Annotated in this window: 13 protein-coding genes; 7 read left to right on the top strand and 6 right to left on the bottom strand. The window is 68.4% G+C overall.

Going from position 1 to position 13741, the window contains the following annotated elements:
- Positions 1 to 57: 57 nt before the first annotated feature.
- Positions 58 to 510: a carboxymuconolactone decarboxylase family protein gene (locus tag ACIHAO_RS40385; RefSeq protein WP_396567182.1), complete on the bottom strand. Its 453-nt coding sequence runs from the start codon at positions 508 to 510 to the stop codon at positions 58 to 60.
- A 91-nt stretch (positions 511 to 601) separates the two neighbouring features.
- Here ACIHAO_RS40385 and ACIHAO_RS40390 point away from each other — a divergent pair, with 91 nt between their 5' ends.
- The 6 genes from ACIHAO_RS40390 to ACIHAO_RS40415 all read left to right on the top strand — a co-directional run bounded on the left by ACIHAO_RS40390 (position 602) and on the right by ACIHAO_RS40415 (position 6057).
- Positions 602 to 1984, top strand: coding sequence for a PLP-dependent aminotransferase family protein (locus tag ACIHAO_RS40390; protein WP_396567184.1), 1383 nt, complete (start codon positions 602 to 604; stop codon positions 1982 to 1984).
- 146 nt (positions 1985 to 2130) lie between these two features.
- Positions 2131 to 2613: a hypothetical protein gene (locus tag ACIHAO_RS40395; RefSeq protein ID WP_396567186.1), complete on the top strand. Its 483-nt coding sequence runs from the start codon at positions 2131 to 2133 to the stop codon at positions 2611 to 2613.
- Positions 2614 to 2673: 60 nt separating this feature from the next.
- Entirely contained in the window at positions 2674 to 3672 is a 999-nt protein-coding gene (locus ACIHAO_RS40400; RefSeq protein ID WP_396567188.1) for a helix-turn-helix domain-containing protein, read from the top strand.
- Between the two features lie 40 nt (positions 3673 to 3712).
- Positions 3713 to 4480 (top strand): MoaF C-terminal domain-containing protein, encoded by a 768-nt coding sequence (locus ACIHAO_RS40405; RefSeq protein WP_396567190.1) that lies wholly within the window; start codon positions 3713 to 3715, stop codon positions 4478 to 4480.
- Between the two features lie 9 nt (positions 4481 to 4489).
- Positions 4490 to 4882 (top strand): nuclear transport factor 2 family protein, encoded by a 393-nt coding sequence (locus ACIHAO_RS40410; protein WP_396567192.1) that lies wholly within the window; start codon positions 4490 to 4492, stop codon positions 4880 to 4882.
- The gene (locus tag ACIHAO_RS40415) at positions 4879 to 6057 is read left to right on the top strand and encodes an ABC transporter substrate-binding protein (protein WP_396567194.1); all 1179 of its coding nucleotides are present in this window, start codon (positions 4879 to 4881) and stop codon (positions 6055 to 6057) included. The genes ACIHAO_RS40410 and ACIHAO_RS40415 overlap by 4 nt, the downstream gene beginning before the upstream one ends.
- Here ACIHAO_RS40415 and ACIHAO_RS40420 read toward each other — a convergent pair.
- From ACIHAO_RS40420 to ACIHAO_RS40440, 5 genes are all read right to left on the bottom strand, one after another.
- Positions 5987 to 7234, bottom strand: coding sequence for an alpha-hydroxy acid oxidase (locus ACIHAO_RS40420; protein ID WP_396567196.1), 1248 nt, complete (start codon positions 7232 to 7234; stop codon positions 5987 to 5989). The genes ACIHAO_RS40415 and ACIHAO_RS40420 overlap by 71 nt on opposite strands.
- Positions 7231 to 8283: a 4-hydroxyphenylpyruvate dioxygenase gene (gene hppD, locus ACIHAO_RS40425; protein WP_396567198.1), complete on the bottom strand. Its 1053-nt coding sequence runs from the start codon at positions 8281 to 8283 to the stop codon at positions 7231 to 7233. Before hppD ends, ACIHAO_RS40420 begins: the two co-directional genes overlap by 4 nt.
- Before the next feature lie 108 nt (positions 8284 to 8391).
- Entirely contained in the window at positions 8392 to 9582 is a 1191-nt protein-coding gene (locus tag ACIHAO_RS40430) for a cytochrome P450 (RefSeq protein ID WP_396567200.1), read from the bottom strand.
- Between the two features lie 14 nt (positions 9583 to 9596).
- The gene (locus tag ACIHAO_RS40435; RefSeq protein WP_396567202.1) at positions 9597 to 11330 is read right to left on the bottom strand and encodes an amino acid adenylation domain-containing protein; all 1734 of its coding nucleotides are present in this window, start codon (positions 11328 to 11330) and stop codon (positions 9597 to 9599) included.
- Entirely contained in the window at positions 11327 to 12157 is an 831-nt protein-coding gene (locus tag ACIHAO_RS40440) for an alpha/beta fold hydrolase (RefSeq protein WP_396567204.1), read from the bottom strand. Before ACIHAO_RS40440 ends, ACIHAO_RS40435 begins: the two co-directional genes overlap by 4 nt.
- A 151-nt stretch (positions 12158 to 12308) precedes the next feature.
- Here ACIHAO_RS40440 and ACIHAO_RS40445 point away from each other — a divergent pair, with 151 nt between their 5' ends.
- Positions 12309 to 13595, top strand: a complete 1287-nt coding sequence (locus tag ACIHAO_RS40445; protein ID WP_396567206.1) for a PLP-dependent aminotransferase family protein — start codon at positions 12309 to 12311, stop codon at positions 13593 to 13595.
- Positions 13596 to 13741: the final 146 nt, after the last annotated feature.

The following is a 13741-nucleotide window of genomic DNA, read 5'->3' on the forward strand; positions in this document are numbered from 1 at the left end:
AGAGCAAGGGCGATGGCCGCGCGCGAGCGGCCATCGCCCTGGGTGTGCGGGGAGCGGTTATTCGGTGCCTGGTGTCTTGCGAGTGGTCACGTTCATCCGGTTCCAGGCGTTGACGGTGAAGATCAGCGCGATGAGCTGGGCGAGTTCCTCGTCCTCGAAGTGGTGAGCCGCCTGGTCGTACACCTCGTCCGAAACCCCTTGTGGCAGCAAGGTCACGGCTTCGGTCAGAGCGAGCGCCGCACGCTCCTTCGCGGTGTAGAGGCTGGACTCCTCCCAAGCGTTCAGCTGGTTGACGCGCTCCTCGGTTTCTCCTGCCTTGCGCGCGTCGTTGGTGTGGTAGTCGATGCAGTACGCGCACCTGTTGATCTGGGAAGCGCGGATCTGCACGAGTTCGAGGAGGGTGGGCTCCAGGCCGGCGCGGGCCGCGGCATCCAGGGCCAGCACGGCTTTGAAGACTCGCGGGGCGACGCGGGAGAAATCCATCCGCTCGGGAATGTGCACTGTGGTCATGCCAAGGACACTAGGAGCGCAAGTGGCCCACGGTATGGTGCAATCTCGTGGATATTTCATGGGTCAATCACCGTCATCCCGAGGTGTTGTGATGGACTGGGGCAGCGATCTGCACCTGGAGCTCTCCGGCAGCGGGAGCGTGCGATTCCGGCTGATGCGAGCCTTGCGCGACGCGATCCGGTCCGGACGGCTGGCGCCCGGCACCCGGCTGCCGCCGTATCGCGCCCTCGCCGCCGACCTGGGGATCGCCCGCAACACCGTCGCCGACGCGTACGCGGAACTGGCCGAGGAAGGCTGGCTCATCGCCCGCCAAGGGTCGGGAACACGCGTCGCGCATCGCGCCACGCCGCTGGAATCCGGCCGGTCACGGGCTCCGGCGCGCCCGGCCTCGCGGCGCGTCGTCCACGATCTGACACCCAGTTCCCCGGACGCCGCGGCCTTCCCACGCTCGGCCTGGGCGGCTTCGGCCCGGCGGGCGCTCACGTCCGCCCCCAACGAGGCCTTCGGCGCCGGCGATCCCCGTGGCAGGCCGGAGTTACGGGAAGCGCTGGTGGAGTATCTGGCGCGGACCAGAGGGGTACGCACGGAACCGGACCGGATCGTGGTCTGTTCCGGATTCGCGCACGGGCTGAGCCTGGTGCGCCGGGTCCTGCGCGGCCCTGTCGCCGTCGAGTCGTACGGACTTGAGTTCCACCGCTCGCTGCTCGAAGAAACCGGGCTGAAAACAGTGCCGTTGACGGTGGACACCAACGGAGCACGCGTCGACGAACTCGCGGGAACCGGCGCGGACGCCGTCCTGCTGACACCCGCCCACCAATACCCGCTGGGAGGTGCCCTGCATCCGGAGCGCCGGGCCGCGGTCATCGACTGGGCGCGCGCGACCGGCGGCCTCCTCCTCGAGGACGATTACGACGGCGAGTTCCGCTACGACCGCGAGCCGGTCGGCGCCGTCCAGGGTCTCGACCCCGAGCACGTCGTCTATTTCGGTTCGGCCAGCAAAAGCCTGTCCCCCGCGCTCCGGCTCGGCTGGCTGGCGGTGCCCGGCTGGCTGGTGGACGAGGTCGTCGCCGCCAAAGGCCCGCGGGAGATCTGGTCGGGCGTCGTCGATCAGCTCACCCTCGCCGACTTCATCACCTGCGGCGCCTACGACCGTCACCTGCGCCGGATGCGAAAGGTCTACCGGCATCGACGCGACCTGCTCACGACCACACTCGCCGAACGCGCTCCGCACGTCACGGCCGGGGGAATCGCCGCGGGGCTGCACGCCGTGCTCGAACTGCCCGCGGGTACCGAAGAAGCCGCGCTGCGCGCCGCACGACGCCAGGGGCTCGCCCTCGACGGCCTCGCCGCTTATCCGCATCCGGACAGCGCGATGCCGCGACGCGAGGGCTTGGTCATCGGGTACGGCACCCCACCCGAGCACGCTTTCGGCGCCGCACTGGACGCCCTCTGTCTTGCCCTGCCTGACCGGTGAAGGCGCCGTTCGTCCACAAAGGACAACGAAGTCCGTTCGCGGGTGATTGACCGACCACGGGCCTGTCCGGACGCGGACCGGCCTCGGACGGCAAGCGGGCATTTTTACCGGACCGGCGGCGGGCACCGGCCAGTAACCTCACGCCGGTGAAGACGGACCACCAAGGCAAGGAAGCGCCGGAACTGCCTGTCCTCACCCTTATCGGCTGCCTGCTGGGGTTCTTCATGACCGTGCTGGTGCTGATCGGCCCGGGACTGCTCTGGATCAGCACTCACTTCGAACCCGAGGACGACGACCGCCTGGTGGTCATCGCCATGGGCCTGGTGTTCACGATCGGCGGACTGGGCACCGTCACGTCGCATCTCTGGCAGAACGCCAAAGCCCGTGAGGTCCACCGCGGGCTCGACCGGAAAGGCGTCCGGGCGAACGCCGAAGTCGTTTCCAGCAAGCGGATCTGGGTCGGCGAGGTGAGCACTCCCGCGGACGACGTCGACCTCGTGGTCACCGGTCCCGGTGTGACTCCGTTCAGTGCGCGAGTGTTCACCGAGGACGTCGGCCGCTACGAAACGGGCACGGTGGTACCCGTCGACGTCGACCCGAGGACCCTCCTGTTCCGCCTCGCCGACTGACCTCGCGGGGTCATTGCCCGGCAGCATCGTATCGCTTATCGTATATGAAATTCACCCCCGATGCTGCGAGGTGACCTCGTGACCACCGCCACCGCCGACCCGACGACCACCACGGTCGCGCGAGATTTCACCGATTTCCGCACGGTGGTGTCGCAATCCTTCGTGCCGCTGCACGTGACGAGCGAGCACCGCGACCATTTCCGCGGCCGCATCCGCTCGTGCGGCGCCGACGACGTCCAGCTCACCGAGGTGACCGCGTCGGCGCACGTGGTCGAGCGGACACCCGAGCTCATCGCCAGGGCCGACAGGCATTACTACAAGCTGAGCCTGATCCTGTCCGGGACCGGGCTGCTGGTGCAGGACAACCGCGAGGCGATGCTGCGCCCCGGTGACGTGGCGTTGTACGACACGCACAAGCCGTACACGTTGGCGTTCGAAGAGGATTTCCGCACGCTCGTAGTGATGTTCCCCCAGCGGCTCATCGATCTCCCCCGCGAGCTGGTCGGCCAGCTGACCGCGGTGCCGATGTCGGGCAAACGGGGCATGGGCAACGTGGTCGTGCCCTTCCTCGCGCAACTCGGCAGCAACCTCGACCAGCTCGGCGGGCCGGCGGGCGTCCGGCTCGCGCATACCGCGGTCGATCTGCTCGCCACGCTGTTCGCCAGCGAACTCGACCTCGCCCGCTCGACCGCCGGGCCGCACCACGAACTGATGCGCCGCGTCCTCGCCTACATCGACACGAACCTCTCCTCCACCGACCTCGGCCCGGCCCAGATCGCCGCCGAGCACTACATCTCCACCCGGCATCTGCACGGCCTCTTCCACGAACAGGGCACGACCGTCTCGAGCTGGATCCGCACCCGTCGCCTGGAACACTGCCGCCGCGAATTGCTGGATCCCGTGCACACTTCGCGGCCCGTCGCGGCCATCGCGGCGAAGTGGGGTTTCGTCGACGCGCCGCATTTCAGCCGGGTGTTCAAGACGGAATTCGGCTGCTCTCCGAGCGAACTGCGCCGCGGCTTGACCGTGAGCGATCGGTTGTTGCCACCCAGCGCGTGACAGCTGGCCCTTCCAGGGCGGTCACCTCGACGATGACCGCATGCCCGAAGCATCAGAGGAACAGTGGCGCACCTATGACGAGTTCGCCGCCGGAATAGCCACCTACCGCCTGCCGAACGCGGACCTGTCGGGACGCGAGCTCACCGTCACCCTCGACGACGGAACGACGCTCGCGTTGCGGTTCGAGGACGCCGAAACCGTCTCCTGCAACGGCATCAAGGATCCGTACGACGCGGTCGCCGTCCGGGAAGACGTTTTCTTCGTCAATCTCCCACACACCAGCGTGGAAGGTGAAGCGCTCACCGTCGTCTTTTCCACGACGACACATCGCGCGCTCGCCGTGCGCTCGGTCATCGGCGCCGAGGACGTCGAAGGCGTTCCCCGTGTCTCCCAGACGTTCTGGTCCGGCACGACCGACGCCGGCGCGCCGACCGGTGCGGTACCGGGGCCGTCGCGTGACCTGATCGGCAAGCGCAACATCTACCGCTACAGCCCGGAACACCTTTACGAGCACGTGTACGTGTCTTCGCAACGCTATGCCTGGCAATGCCTCGAAGGTGTGCAGCGCGGCCACGGGGACATGGACCTGTCGACGGTGTGGAAGTTCCAGGACGGGCTCTACCTGTTCTGCTTCCGCGAATTCCGCATCGCCGTGGCCAGTGTGTGGCTGCACGACCTCGGCTACGCGCTGAAGACCACCGGCGTCTTCCTCGGCCTGACCGGCGACGGCCGGTCGGAACACTCCCGCGGGGGCGGGCACATCTACCCACTCGGCGCCGTCGCCTATCCCGACGCGCAACCGGTTTAAGGAGTCTCAGTGTCCAATCCAGACATCATCGCCGCGCACTACGCCGCGAGCGACCGGGGCGATCTGGCGGGCATGCTGGCCCCGCTCGGTCCCGACACCACTTGGACGGAGGCGGCCGGTTTCCCTTACGCCGGCACCTACACCGGTCCGGAGGAAGTCCGGGACAACGTCTTCGGCGCGATCGCGAAGGACTGGGACGGCTACACCTTCACCCTCGGCGACCTGCTCGACGCCGGTGACACGGTGATCGGACTCGGGACCTACCAGGGCAAGCACCGCGAGACCGGTCGCTCGTTCACCGCCCGGGTCGCGCACGTGTGGCGGTTCGACGGCGGCAAGGTCGTCTCGTTCGAGCAGATCGTCGACTCGGTGCCCGTCGTGAACGCCATGGGGACCCGGTGAAACCCGCACGGCGACTGGTCGCCCTCGCCGCCGCCGTCCTGCTGGCCACGGCAGGCTGCGCCGGGGCCGAAAGCGGTTCAAGCGGCCCGATCGTGGTCGGTTCGGTCAACGCGCTGAGCGGCGCGGCCACCTTCCCCGAGGCATCCCAGGCCGCGAAGGCGGTCTTCGACGCGGCCAACGCGAGCGGCGGCGTGAACGGCAGACAGATCGAGTACAAGGCCCTCGACGACAAGGGTGACCCGGCGGCCGCTGCCGCCGCGGCCCGTGAGGTCGTCGGCCGCGACGAAGCGGTGGCGCTCGTCGGCTCGTCCAGCCTCATCGAGTGCGAGATCAACAACAAGTACTACGAGCAGCAGAAGATCCTGTCCATGCAGGGCATCGGCGTGGACCCGGCGTGCTTCAGCAGCCCCAACATCGCCCCGGTCAACGTCGGCCCGTACCACGACATGACGCTGACCCTGCTCTACGGCTCGGAAACGCTGAAGCTGAACGACATCTGCGCGCTGCTGGAGATCGCGGGCAACACGCTGCCGTCGTACCAGGCGGCCATCGACGAGTGGTCGGCCATCACCGGCAAGAAGCTCAAGTACCTCGACGCCACGGTGCCTTACGGCGGTTCGGACTACACCTCCTACATCGTCAAGGCCCGCAACGCCGGCTGCAAGGCGATCACGGTGAACCCGGTCGAACCGGACTCCATCGGGCAGCTCAAGGCCGCCGCCGCGCAGGGCTGGAACGACGTCACGTGGCTGCTGCTCACGAGCGTCTACAGCGAGAACTACGCCAAGGCCATCACCAACGCCGGTGCCGGAGTGTACGTGCCCGCCGAGTTCTACCCGTTCACCGACTCGACCAGCCCGCAGAACAAGGACTGGCGCGAGCTGATGACCAAGAACAACATCCCGCTGACCTCGTTCAGCCAGGGCGGTTACCTGGCGGCGAAGTACTTCCTCGACGTCATCAAGGGGATCAGCGGGGACATCACGCGTGAGTCGGTGACCAAGGCGCTGCGCGAGATGAAACCGATCACCGATCCCATGGTTGGCACGCCGTACGTCTTCGGCCCCGGCCAGACCCACCACGACAACACCGCGGGCTGGCCGATCAAGCTCGCCTCCGGCACCAACAAATGGGAGCTCGTCGCCGACGACTGGCTGCGGATTCCCAAGAAGTAACGGGAACGGCGAGTGGTGGGTCACGTGGGTGGGGGGGGGGGGGGGGGGGGGGGGGGGGGGGGGGGCGGCCCCCCCCCCCCCCCCCCCCCCCCCCCCCCCCCCCCCCCCCCCCGCTGTACCTCGTGCTCAACCGCCGGGCCGCGCTCACCGAGTCGCAGCCCGCCAGGCCCAGCGCGTTCCGGAGCTCGACGGCGAGCAGGTCGAGCACCTGCCGCGCGCCTTCCTGGCCGTCCGCGGCCAGCCCCCACATCACGGGCCGTCCGACCAGCACGCCCGACGCGCCCAGCGCCGCCGCCTTGAGGATGTCGCCGCCGGTCCGGATTCCGCCGTCCAGCAACACTTCGCACCCGCCGGCGACCGCGTCCGCGATCTCCCCCAGCATCTCGATCCCCGGTACGGCGCCGTCCAACTGCCTGCCTCCGTGGTTGGACACCACGATTCCGGCGGCACCCGCGTCGACGGCGCGCGTGGCGTCCTCGACCGCGAGGATCCCCTTGAGCACCACCGGAAGGTCCGTATGCCTGCGCACCGCCTCGACGGATTCCCAAGTGGCCGGGGCGAATTCGCGGGCGGTGTGGTCGGCGACGGCCGAAAGTCCTTCGGTACGACGGTGCGCGGCCGCCCCGGCGTCGAAGTTGGCCGCCGTCACCGTCTCCGGCAGCGCGAAGCCGTTCCGCATGTCCCGCAGCCGCCGCCCCATCCACGGCACGTCGACGGTGAACACGATCGCCTCGCAGCCGGCGTCCTCCGCACGGCGTACGAGCTCCAGTGATCGCTTCTCGTCACGCAGCCAGTACAGCTGGAACCACGGCCGTCCGCCGACGGCCGCGATCTCCTCCAGCGGGACACTGCTCAACGTGCAGATGGTGTACGGCACACCGGCGTCCCGCGCCGCGCGTGCCGCCGCGAGCTCACCTTCGGGATGGAACAACCGCTGGTACGCGACCGGCGCGACCGCCACGGGAAGCGCGGCGCGCCTGCCGAGTACCTCGGCCTCGGTGGAACCGCCGGTCAGCTCGCGCAGCATCCGGGGGATCACGAAGATCCGCTCGAACGCCGTGCGATTGGCCGCCAGCGAAACCTCGGCGCCACTGCCCCCGGCGAGAAAATCCCAGATCTCGCCGGGGAGAACCGCCTTCGCGGCGCGTTCGAGGTCGGCCAGGCAGAGGTGGGTCATCGCCGGGCGGGGCCGAGCTTGCTCTGCCCGGTGCGCTCCAGCTCGACGGCTTCGTACAGGGCCTTGATGTTGGAGCTGCCGAAGGTGCCGGCGCCCTGGCGCTCGATGATCTCGAAGAAGATCGTCTTACGCGGATGCGTGGAAGCGGTGAAGATCTGGAACAGCTGGCCGCCGTGGTCCTCGTCGGCGAGCAGCTTCGTCTCGCGCAGGTCGTCCAGCGAGTGCGTCTCCAGCTCGATCCGCTCGCCGAGCATGTCGTAGTAGGCGTCCGGCGTCTTCAGGAATTCCACGCCGCGCGCGGAAAGCTCCTTGACCGCGGTGACCGCGTCCGGGCTGGTGAAGGCGATGTGCTGGACACCCGAACCGTGGTGCTCCTTGATGAAGTCGTCGATCTGGCCGGGGTCGGCGGTCTTGTCCGGCTCGATCAGCGTGAGGGTGACCGCTCCCGACAGGCTCTGCACGACGGTGGAGTTCATCGCCTGGGCACCGACCACGATGTGCTCTTCGAAGATCTGCTTGAACCCGAGGGCACGCTCGTAGAACGCCACCGTGGGGCCGAGGTCGCCCGCGTTCAGGCAGACCGCGAAGTGGTCGATCTCCCCCAGCTCCACGCCACCCTTGCCGCGGACGGCTTCCTCGGCGGCGTCGCTCTGGATCAGGGTGTGCACGACGTCGCCGAAACCGCCGACGGTGGCGGTGACGACCGAGTCGCCGCGCTTCTCCGGCTCGCGGACGGGTTCCGCGCCGCCCTTCACCGCGGCCGCGAAGGCGGCGGCCACGTCGGGAGTGCGCAGCGCGATGTCGGCCACCCCTTCGCCGTGGGTCTGCAGGTACGTCGCCCCCGGGTGACGGTCCGACAGCGGCTCGGTGAGGACGAGCGTGATCGCGGAGTGCCGCAACGTCACGCTACGGTGGTCCGCCGACCGGTCGGTGGTGACGACGGAGAAGTCGTACCGGTCCATCCAGCCGGTCGCGGCCGCCTCGAGGTTGGCCACGTACATTTCCACATGGTCGATCTCGAAATTCTGCGTGCTTTCCTGAGCAGACAAGACATTCCTCCGTGGAATAGATGTGATCCTCGATCACAGGATGGCGTGAAGCCATTTCCGCATCAACGTTGTCCGCTTGACACTTCCGTCCACATCGGACGGAGGCGGTCAGCGGCCGGTGAACCGCACCGGGAGTTCCCGGTACCCCTGTACGACGACCGCGCGCAGCCAGGCCGGCTCCTTCACCAGCTCCACCCGCGAAACCCGCTCGGCCACTTCCCGCAGCACGACCGCCAGCTCGATCCGCGCGAGCGCGGAGCCGAGACAGTGGTGCATGCCGTGCCCGAAGGCGATGTGCCGGTTGGGTTTCCGCCCCGGCCGGAACGTGTCGGGATCGTCGAAGACGGCGGGATCCCGGTTCGCTGCGGGCAGCCACGCGACCACCGGCGTTCCCGCCTCCAGGTCATGGCCGTTGATCGTGACCTGCCCGGTCGTCACCCGCAGCACGTGCATCGCGGGCGAAGTCCAGCGCAGCACTTCGTCCACGACGGTGTCGACGTCCGCGCTCCCGTCACGCACCTGGTCCAGCAGCCCGGGCACGGTGGCGAAAGCGTGCACCGCGCCGGTGATCGCGTGGCGCGTGGTCTCGTTTCCGCCGATCAACACGTTGTCGCAGTTGAGCAACACGTCGTCGATCGAAAGTTCGTCGTCGGAAAGGAGGGTGCTGACGAGGTCTTCGCCGGGGCTCGCGCGGCGCGCGGTGATCAGCTCGTCGAAGTAGACGAGGATCTCGGTATGCGCCTGACGCGGCGTCATCCCGTCGAACAGTTCGTCCTCGCCGCCGAACGCGTGATTGGTCAGGTCGATGAGCATGTCCTGGTCTTCGGCGGGCACACCGAGGATTTCGCAGACGACGGCGGCGGGGATCCGCGGGCCGATCGCGGCGGCGACGTCGCACACCTCGCCCTCGAGCACTTGGTCGAGTACGCCGCGCACTTCGGCGCGCACCCGCTCCGAGAGCTTCCGCGCGGACGCCCTCGAAAGCAGCGGCCCGACCAGTTTGCGCAGTTTCCGGTGCTGATCCTGTTCGGACACCACCATCATCTGGCCGCCCGAGTTGTCGGGATGGTCGCGGTCGAAACCGATCATCATCCCGTATTCGGAGGTGAACGGGGCGGAAGGGCCGAGGACCGCGGCGCACGCCTGATGCGAGAACACCGACCAGAAGCCGCCGGGTGAGCTGCCCGGCTCGCTCCACACCATCGCGTCTTCCGTCGCGTACGCCCGCCATCGGTCGTGCCGGTCCAAAGTCGTGTACAGGTCGGGATCGCCGAGATCGACGGCTGCCGTCGTCTGCATGAGTGGTCTCCAGGTCAGGTGTGGGCGCCGTCGAGCACCTTGGCGAGCCGTGCCACTGTCGGCGCGTCGAAGAACGCCTGCACCCTCAGCCGGATCTTCAACCGCTCCCGGATCCGGCTCACGAGCCGGGTCGCGAGCAGCGAGTGACCGCCGATTTCGAAGAAGCTGTCTTCCACGCCGACACTGCTGACGCCGAGCACTTCGGCGAACAGTTCGGCCAGGATGATTTCCGTGGGCGTGAGCGGTTCCCGGCCGGCAGCGCGTCCGGCGTGCTCCTCTTCGGGAGTGGGCAGGGCGACCCTGTCGATCTTGCCGTTCGGCGAGACGGGCAGGCTCGGCAGACCGACGACCACGTCGGGCACCAGATATCCGGGCAGTTGCTCGCGAAGCGGCGGCAAGAGCCGATCGGCGGGCACGCGCGTGCCGCCGGTGCCGACGACATAGGCGACGAGCCTGTTCTCGTGTTCGGTCACCACCGCCTGGGCCACGCCGTCCACCGCCAGCAGGGCGGCTTCGACCTCGCCCGGCTCGATCCGGTGACCGCGCACCTTCAGCTGGTCGTCGACCCGGCCGACGAAGACGTACTGGCCGTCCGAGCGCGCCCGCACCCGGTCTCCGGTGCGGTACATGCGCCCGCCCGGGCCGCCGAACGGATCCGGCAGGAAGCGCTCCGCGGTCGCGGCCGCTCTTCGGAGGTAACCGCGGGCGAGGCCGGGGCCCACCGTGTACAGCTCGCCGACGTCGCCGTCCTCGACGGGCTTCAGCCTGTCGTCCAGGACGTAGGTACGGACACCGGTGATCGGCCTGCCGATCGGCGGCGTCTCCTCACCGGTCAGGGGTTCGCTCGCGGTCACCGCGACGGTGGCCTCCGTCGGGCCGTACGCGTTGATCATCACGCGGTCCACGGCCCAGCGTTTCGCGACCGGGGCCGGGCATGCCTCGCCGGCGACCAGGAGGGTCAGCCCGGCGGGCAGGCCACCCGCCTCCTCCAGCGGCGCCAGCGCGGACGGCGGCAGCGTGACATGGGTGATGCGCTGATCCCGCACCAGCCTGCCGAGCGGCTCGCCGGGGACCAGATCCGGCGCGGAGGCCAGCACGAGACAGCCTCCTGCCTGCCAGATCGGCCAGAACTCGGCGACCGCGGCGTCGAAACTGGGGGACGCGAAGGCCAGCAACCTGCTCTCCGGTCCCAGTTTCTGACGGCGCACGTAGTCGTCGGCGAGGTTCGGGATGCCGCGATGCGTGACCAGCACGCCCTTCGGCCGTCCCGTCGAGCCCGAGGTGTAGATGACGTACGCGGGGTGGTCCGGGCGCAACGGGCCGTTCCGGTCCTCGTCGGCCAGATTCGGCTCGGCGTGGCCCGGCTCCCGTTCCACGCTCAGCACGACGGGGGCGCCGGTCACGTCCTGACCCGGCAGCGACAACAGGCAGTGCGCCGACGTGTCGTCCAGCATCTGCCGCTTGCGCTCTTCCGGATAGTCCGGGTCGACCGGCACGTACGCGGCGCCTGCCTTGTGCACGGCCAAAACCGCGATGACGAACTCGATCGACCTCGGCATCGCCAGCGCGACGAGCCGCTCCGGGCCGATGCCGTGCGTCACGAGCCGCCGGGCGAGCCGGTTGGCCTCGCCGTTCAGCTCCGCGTAGGTGAGCGTGGTGGTGTCCATGGCCACCGCCGGACGATCCGGCAGCACGGCTGCGGTCGCCTCGAACAGGGCCGGTGTCGTGGCCGCCGAAAGGACGGTCATGCGGTCTCTCCCAGTGTCTCGCGCGATTCGGTGCGGAGGAACCGGATCAGCTCGCGGTTCACCGCTTCCGGGTTCTCGAGGTAGCCGAAATGCCCGCACTCGGGAATCGTGCGGTAGGTCGCGCCGGGGATCGCCGAGGCCAGTTCGAGCCCGGCGGCCGGTGGCGCCACGAGGTCGTGCTCGAACGAGACGACGTGGCAGGGCACCTTGATCGCCCGGTAGGCGTCGAGGCGATCCGGCAACGCGCTCAGCAACAACTGCGCCCGCACACCCGGCCCCCACGACCCCGACGCCGCGAACAGGTCGAGCCAGTCTCCGGCGAGATCGTCGTCGGCGAGCGTCGCGGGCCCGAGGTTGTGCATCGCGCGGACGGCGGCGAGGAACCCCGGCGGCAACTCGATGCCCTGTTCGATCAGCTTCGCCTCACCCTCGGCGAGCTCCCGCTGGACGAGGCTGCTCTTGCCGCAAGCCGCCATCAGCACGACCGAATGCAGCAGTTCCGGATGAGCGAGCGCGACCTCCTGCGCGATGTACGAACCCATCGAAGTCCCGATCACGCGGCACGGCACCGCGTCGAGAAAGTCGATGAGGGCGGCCACATCCGAGACGAGATCTTCGATGGTGAAGCCGTCCGTGCCGTCGTCGCTCGGCGGAATCCCGCGATTGTCCATGGTGATCACGCGGAAACCGGCGGCACGTAACGCGGGAACCTGATGCAGGTCCCACACCGAACTCGGCGCCCCGGTGCCGGTCAGCAGAAGAACGGGCGGGCCGTCACCACAGTCGTTGTAGGACAACCGGATCCCGTTCTCGGTTGTCATCAGCATGATGCTCCTCCGGAAAAAGGGCTTTGGCGCGGATTCGACCGTACCTTCACAGATCGAGTGTCTGGAGGATTCGGTGATGGACAGCCCGAACATTCCCGGCGTCCACGGACTTTTCTTGACACCTCAACGGCGTATGGAAATCCTAGTATTCATGGATTCAAACGGTCTGTCCACTCACTTGAACGTGGAAACGCTGCACGGATCGCTCACCGATCCGGCCATCTCGTCGATGAATCTGCTCAACGAGCTGATCGACGAATACCCTGTGGCCATTTCCATGGCGGCAGGCAGGCCGTACGAAGAGTTCTTCGACATCCGGCTCATTCACGAGTACATCGACGCCTATTGTGATCATCTCCGGCGCGACCGGAAAATGGCGGAGTCCGTGGTCACCCGCACGCTCTTCCAATACGGCACCACCAAGGGTGTCATCGCCGATCTCATCGCGCGGAACCTCGCCGAGGACGAGAACATCGACGCCGCCCCCGAATCCGTCGTCGTCACGGTGGGCGCGCAGGAGGCCATGTTCCTCGTCCTGCGCACACTGCGGGCCGGCGACCGGGACGTCCTGCTCGCCCCCGCCCCGACCTACGTCGGCCTGACCGGGGCGGCGCTGCTCACCGACACCCCCGTGTGGCCGGTCCGCTCCACCGAAAACGGCATCGACCCGGAAGACCTCGTCCTCCAGCTGAAACGCGCCGACGAGCAGGGCAAGCGGGTGCGGGCCTGTTACGTGACCCCGAACTTCGCCAATCCCACCGGCACCAGCATGGATCTGCCGTCGCGCCGCCGTCTGCTCGATGTCGCCGAAACGCACGGAATCCTGCTCCTCGAAGACAACGCGTACGGCCTGTTCGGCTCCGAGCGGCTCCCCTCGCTGAAGTCGCTCGACCGGTCGGGATCCGTGGTCTACCTCGGCTCCTTCGCCAAGACCGGCATGCCCGGCGCCCGCGTCGGCTTCGCGGTGGCGGACCAGCGGATGGCCGACGGCGGCCTGTTCGCCGACCAGCTCTCGAAGCTCAAGGGCATGCTCACGGTGAACACCTCCCCCATCGCGCAGGCCGTGATCGCCGGGAAGCTCCTGCTCAACGACTTCAGCCTCACCAAGGCCAACGCGCGGGAAATCGCCATCTACCAACGCAATCTCCAGCTCACCCTGAGCGCGCTCGACCGCGAACTCGGCTCCTGCGCCGACGTCAGCTGGAACACCCCGACGGGCGGCTTCTTCGTCACCGTCACCGTCCCGTTCGTCGTCGACGACGAACTGCTGGAAACCGCCGCCCGCGACCACGGCGTGCTGTTCACCCCGATGCACCACTTCTACGGCGGCAAGGGCGGCTTCCACCAGCTGCGGCTGTCGATCAGCCTGCTCACTCCGGAACTGATCGAAGAGGGCGTTTCGCGGCTCGCGGCGCTGATCACTCCGCGGCTTTCCTGAGTCGTACGTGAAGGCCCCCATCCTTTGGTGAGGATGGGGGCCTTTTTCGTGTTCCGGGGTTGATGGGACGTGGGGGGGGGGGGGGGGGGGGGGGGGGGGCGGGCCACCCCGAGAGGGTGTGGGGGACGGGGGAGGGCGAGACTGGA

It is taken from the genome of Amycolatopsis sp. NPDC052450 (assembly GCF_044547565.1).
Taxonomy (GTDB): Bacteria; Actinomycetota; Actinomycetes; order Mycobacteriales; family Pseudonocardiaceae; genus Amycolatopsis.